The following is a 5161-nucleotide window of genomic DNA, read 5'->3' on the forward strand; positions in this document are numbered from 1 at the left end:
TTGCGCTTCTGGGCGACGTACACCCGGACCAGCTCGTTCACGCCGGGCGGCAGCTCGTCGCCGTCCTCCCGGGAGAACACCCGGACCCCGATGACCTTGCCGGACTCTCCGTGCGGCACCTTCAGCGAGGTGTCGCGGACCTCCCGGGCCTTCTCGCCGAAGATCGCGCGCAGCAGCCGCTCCTCCGGAGTCAGCTCGGTCTCACCCTTGGGCGTGACCTTCCCGACCAGCACGTCACCGGGAGAGACCTCGGCGCCGATGCGGATGATGCCACGCTCGTCGAGGTCGGCGAGGACCTCCTCGGCGACGTTGGGGATGTCCCGGGTGATCTCCTCGGGCCCGAGCTTGGTGTCCCGGGCGTCGACCTCGTGCTCCTCGATGTGGATCGAGGACAGGACGTCGTCCTGGACCAGCCGCTGGGAGAGGATGATCGCGTCCTCGTAGTTGTGGCCCTCCCACGGCATGAAGGCGACCAGCAGGTTCTTACCCAGTGCCATCTCGCCGTTGTCGGTGCAGGGACCGTCCGCGATGACCTGACCCGCCTCGACCCTCTCCCCCTCGTCGACGATGGGTTTCTGGTTGATGCAGGTGCCCTGGTTGGACCGGCGGAACTTCGCCATCCGGTAGGTGCGCCGGGTGCCGTCGTCGTGCATGACGGTGATGTAGTCGGCGGAGAGGTCCTCGACCACACCGGACTGCGTGCAGACGACGACGTCACCGGCGTCCTTGGCCGCGCGGGCTTCCATACCGGTGCCGACCAGCGGCGCCTCGCTGCGCAGCAACGGGACGGACTGGCGCTGCATGTTCGAGCCCATCAGGGCGCGGTTGGCGTCGTCGTGCTCGAGGAAGGGGATCATCGCTGTTGCGACCGACACCATCTGACGCGGCGAGACGTCCATGTAGTCGACCTCGTCGGGCGGGATGAACTCGACCTCGCCACCCTTGCGCCGGACCAGGATCCGCTGCTCGGCGAACGACCCGTCGGCGGTCAACGGCGCGTTCGCCTGCGCGATGACGTGCTTGTCCTCCTCGTCCGCGGTGAGGTAGTCGATCTGGTCGGTGACCCGCCCGGCCACGACCTTGCGGTAGGGCGTCTCGACGAAGCCGAACGGGTTGACCCGCGCGAACGTCGACAGCGAACCGATCAGACCGATGTTCGGCCCTTCCGGTGTCTCGATCGGGCACATCCGGCCGTAGTGGCTGGGGTGGACGTCACGGACCTCGAACCCGGCCCGCTCCCGGGACAGGCCACCCGGGCCGAGCGCGGACAGACGCCGCTTGTGGGTGAGGCCCGCCAGCGGGTTGGTCTGGTCCATGAACTGGGAGAGCTGGCTGGTGCCGAAGAACTCCTTGATGGAGGCGACCACCGGCCGGATATTGATCAGCGTCTGCGGCGTGATCGCCTCGACGTCCTGCGTGGTCATCCGTTCCCGGACGACCCGCTCCATCCGGGCCAGGCCCAGGCGCACCTGGTTCTGGATCAGCTCGCCGACCGTGCGCAGCCGCCGGTTGCCGAAGTGGTCGATGTCGTCCACGTCGTAGGACTGGTCCTTGCCGGCGTGCAGCTGCACGACGTACTCGATCGTACGGACGATGTCGTCCTCGGTCAGCACCCCGACATCGTGCAAGACGTCCACACCGAGTTTCTTGTTCACCTTGTAACGACCGACCTTGGCCAGGTCGTAACGCTTCGGGTTGAAGAAGAGGTTCTCCAGCAGCGTCTGCGCGGACTCACGGGTCGGCGGCTCACCCGGTCGCAGCTTGCGGTAGATGTCGAGCAGCGCGTCGTCCTGGCTGGAGGTGTGGTCCTTTTCCAGAGTCACCCGCATCGACGGGAAGTCACCGAACCGCTCCAGGATGCGCGCCTCGTCCCAGCCGAGCGCCTTGAGCAGCACGGTCACGGACTGGCGGCGCTTGCGGTCGATACGGACACCGACGGTGTCCCGCTTGTCGACCTCGAATTCCAGCCAGGCGCCTCGGGACGGGATGACCTTGCAGGAGAACAGGTCCTTGTCGGAGACCTTGTCGATGGTCTTCTCGAAATACACCCCGGGGGAACGCACAAGCTGGCTGACGACGACCCGCTCGGTTCCGTTGATGACGAACGTGCCCTTGGGGGTCATGAGCGGGAAGTCGCCCATGAACACCGTCTGGCTCTTGATTTCACCGGTGGTGTTATTGGTGAACTCGGCCGTCACGAACATCGGGGCCGAGTAGGTCATATCCTTGTCCTTGCACTCCTCGACGGAGTACTTCGGCGGTTCGAAACGGTGGTCGCGGAACGACAGTGACATCGAACCCGAGAAGTCTTCGATCGGGGAGATCTCCTCAAAGACCTCTTCGAGACCTGACGTGACGGGTACATCGTCACGGCCGGCGTCGATGGCTTCCTGGACCCGTTCCGCCCACGCCTCACTGCCGATCAGCCAGTCGAAGGACTGGGTCTGCAGGGCGAGAAGATCGGGGACCTCGAGAGGCTCGATGATCTTTGCGAACGAGATGCGGGAGGAGGTAGGCGAGGCGGCCAAGGTGGTCCTTCCGGTGGCCTGATCGTCGGGCTGGTGGCGCTCTGGCTTCCTTGATGCGACCTCCGGCAACGCGGGAGGAGTCATGATCGCGTCGCCTTCGGCCTACTCGAACAATCCGGCGGAGGGGATGGTCGGGTGATCAGTGTCTCGCTACGGTTGTGGGGACTGTCGGCGGGGGTAGTCCAACAGGGTGCGCGGGTGCCCCACGGATGCGGGCAGACGCGACGCGGGCGTCGGCGAGTAGTCCGTCACGACAGCTTCCGGAAGAGGACCCCCGCGTGAGATGGTCGTCCCGGGCTGGTGGCGTGGCGGCACTTCGGTGGCGGATTGCGATCAACGGTCTCGCTCGGATTACCTCGGTCGTGACGTCTGGACGACCGCGCCCGGTGGACGCGGCTGCACGGGGGCTGAGCCGTACGCGGGCTGACACCGTCGCATACCTCGAGGAGCAGTGAGCGCACGACGAAAGGACAGCCCAAACGAGCAGTGTAGCCGATGGCTGCACTGCTGGCAAGGCTGGTCGGCGGGTATGTGTCACCGCTTCGGAGATGATGGAACTCCGTCCCGGGTAAGGTCGTCAACCGGTTGCGAGGTAGTGAGCACGAGGGAACCGAGCGGACGGGTCAAGCCGCGTTCGGCGGCCCGTCCCCGCGCATGGGTGGGCCGTCCGGCCCCGTGGGGGTGCGGTGGAACTCCCCCGCCCGACCCGCCTACCCGCCGGCCTCTCGACAGGCTCCGACGATCGGCTCCACGGACGCCGTCAGCCTCGGGTCCACCGCCGGGCGGTCCGGTGCCGCCGGCGATCCGGTTGGCCGGGGAGTACGCAGTCATGTCTGTTTCCGGGCGCGGGGTTCCTCCCGGATCCGGGAGGTCCGAGAGACGGCGGAAAACCTGGAGCTGCGCCGAAGAGTCTGGAACTGGCGGGTCGGGCTGTCCTTCCCCCTGGCCTGGAGGAGGACAGCCCGACCCGTCACGGCTACCTGACGGTAACCGTAAGGTAGCCGTGAGGCAGCCGTTACTTGACGGTGACCGTGGCGCCAGCGCCCTCGAGAGCGGCCTTGGCCTTCTCCGCGGCTTCCTTGGTCGCCTTCTCCAGCACCGGCTTAGGCGCTCCGTCGACGAGGTCCTTGGCCTCCTTGAGCCCCAGGCTGGTCAGCGCGCGGACCTCCTTGATGACCTGGATCTTCTTGTCACCAACGGACTCGAGGATGACGTCGAACTCGTCCTGCTCCTCGACAGCCGGCGCGTCAGCGGCCGGCCCCGCAGCGCCCGGAACGGCAACCGCAACCGGCGCCGCCGCGGTCACACCGAAGGTGTCCTCGAACTGCTTCACGAACTCCGACAGCTCCAGCAGCGTCATTTCCTTGAACGCGTCCAGCAGCTCGTCGGTCGACAGCTTCGCCATGGTGGCGGTCCTTTCATTGGGTGAGTAGGTGGTCCGGTCGGGGCATTACGCCGTCAGCGAGCCGGAAGCGGCGCGATTGTCGCCCTTCCCGCATTACCAGGGGCCCGGAAAAACGGTCTGAAAGGGGCTACTCGGCGCTCGCCTCGGCTGGGGAGGCATCGGCCGTCGACGCCTGCGCCGCGGGCGCTTCCGCCTCCCGCTTGGCACGCAACGCCGCAGCCAGGCGAGCCGCCTGGGACAACGGCGCCGCGAACAGGCCGACCGCCTTGACCAGTGAACCGTTCAGCGCACCGGCGAGCTTGGCGAGCAGCACCTCGCGCGATTCCAGATCGGCCAGCTTGCGGATGTCGTCCGCCGACATCGCCTTGCCCTCGACGATCCCGCCCTTGACTATCAGGGCCGGATTGGCACGGGCGAAGTCACGCAGACCCTTGGCCGCTTCAACCGGATCACCGGTGACGAACGCGACCGCGGTAGGACCGACCAGCAGGTCGTCCAGGCCGTCGATGCCGGCCTGTTCGGCGGCAATCTTGGTGAGGGTGTTCTTGACCACCGCGTATTGAGTGCCTTCGCCGAGCGAACGGCGCAGTTCGGTGAGCTGGCTCACCGTCAGCCCGCGGTACTCGGTCAGTACCGCCGCGGACGCGCCCCGGAACGAGTCTGCGATCTCCGTTACCGCGGCGACCTTTTCCGGCTTCGCCATCGGGCTCCTTCATGAGGTCTGGCCAGTCGCCCGAAAGGTGCCGTAAACAACGAACGCCCCGGCGCAGGCGCACGGGGCTTGCCGACCGGAGGACGGAACAAGGGCCGACACCCGGACAACGCTCCCTCACCTGCGCGGGCCGTCCGGCGATGCCGGAACCTTCGGCCGCCCCGCAGAGGGACGACGACCAGCGGTCTTCGGTTTGGTTCTCACGTAGATGCTACACGGCCTGGAAACCGTGGACGGATCGGGAGCGTCAAGCGCACCCCGGAAGTGACACCGGGCCGACCGCAGCGCCCACCCGTCCGACAGGGGGCGCTGCGATGTCAGAAACTACGGTGTCGTGGACTGCGGCGCTGTAAAGAGCTGTAAAGAAGGTCGGCGTCGTGAAGGTCAGGCCACGGCGTCTTCGATCAGGTTGCGGGTACGACCCGGATCGACGGGAATCCCGGGGCCCATCGTTGTCGTGAAAGTGATTTTCTTCAGGTAACGGCCCTTGGCCGCGGCCGGCTTGACCCGAACGAT

3 protein-coding genes and 1 pseudogene are annotated in these 5161 nt (G+C 66.7%); all 4 read right to left on the reverse strand.

The genetic code is table 11. From position 1 onward, the window contains the following. A partial coding sequence (gene rpoB / locus DD1DGNOD_RS23075) for a DNA-directed RNA polymerase subunit beta (RefSeq protein ID WP_241255933.1) occupies nt 1-2528 on the reverse strand: 2528 nt, incomplete at its 3' end. Between the two features lie 1015 nt (nt 2529-3543). Then, nucleotides 3544-3933 (reverse strand): 50S ribosomal protein L7/L12, encoded by a 390-nt coding sequence (rplL, locus tag DD1DGNOD_RS23080; protein ID WP_131768543.1) that lies wholly within the window; start codon nt 3931-3933, stop codon nt 3544-3546. Nucleotides 3934-4060: 127 nt separating this feature from the next. Further along, nucleotides 4061-4636: a 50S ribosomal protein L10 gene (rplJ, locus tag DD1DGNOD_RS23085; protein WP_131768544.1), complete on the reverse strand. Its 576-nt coding sequence runs from the start codon at nt 4634-4636 to the stop codon at nt 4061-4063. A 393-nt stretch (nt 4637-5029) separates the two neighbouring features. Continuing rightward, nucleotides 5030-5161: pseudogene (locus DD1DGNOD_RS30140) on the reverse strand (50S ribosomal protein L1); the annotation flags it as partial.

It is taken from the genome of Candidatus Protofrankia californiensis (assembly GCF_900634765.1).
Classification (GTDB): Bacteria; Actinomycetota; Actinomycetes; order Frankiales; family Frankiaceae; genus Protofrankia; species Protofrankia californiensis.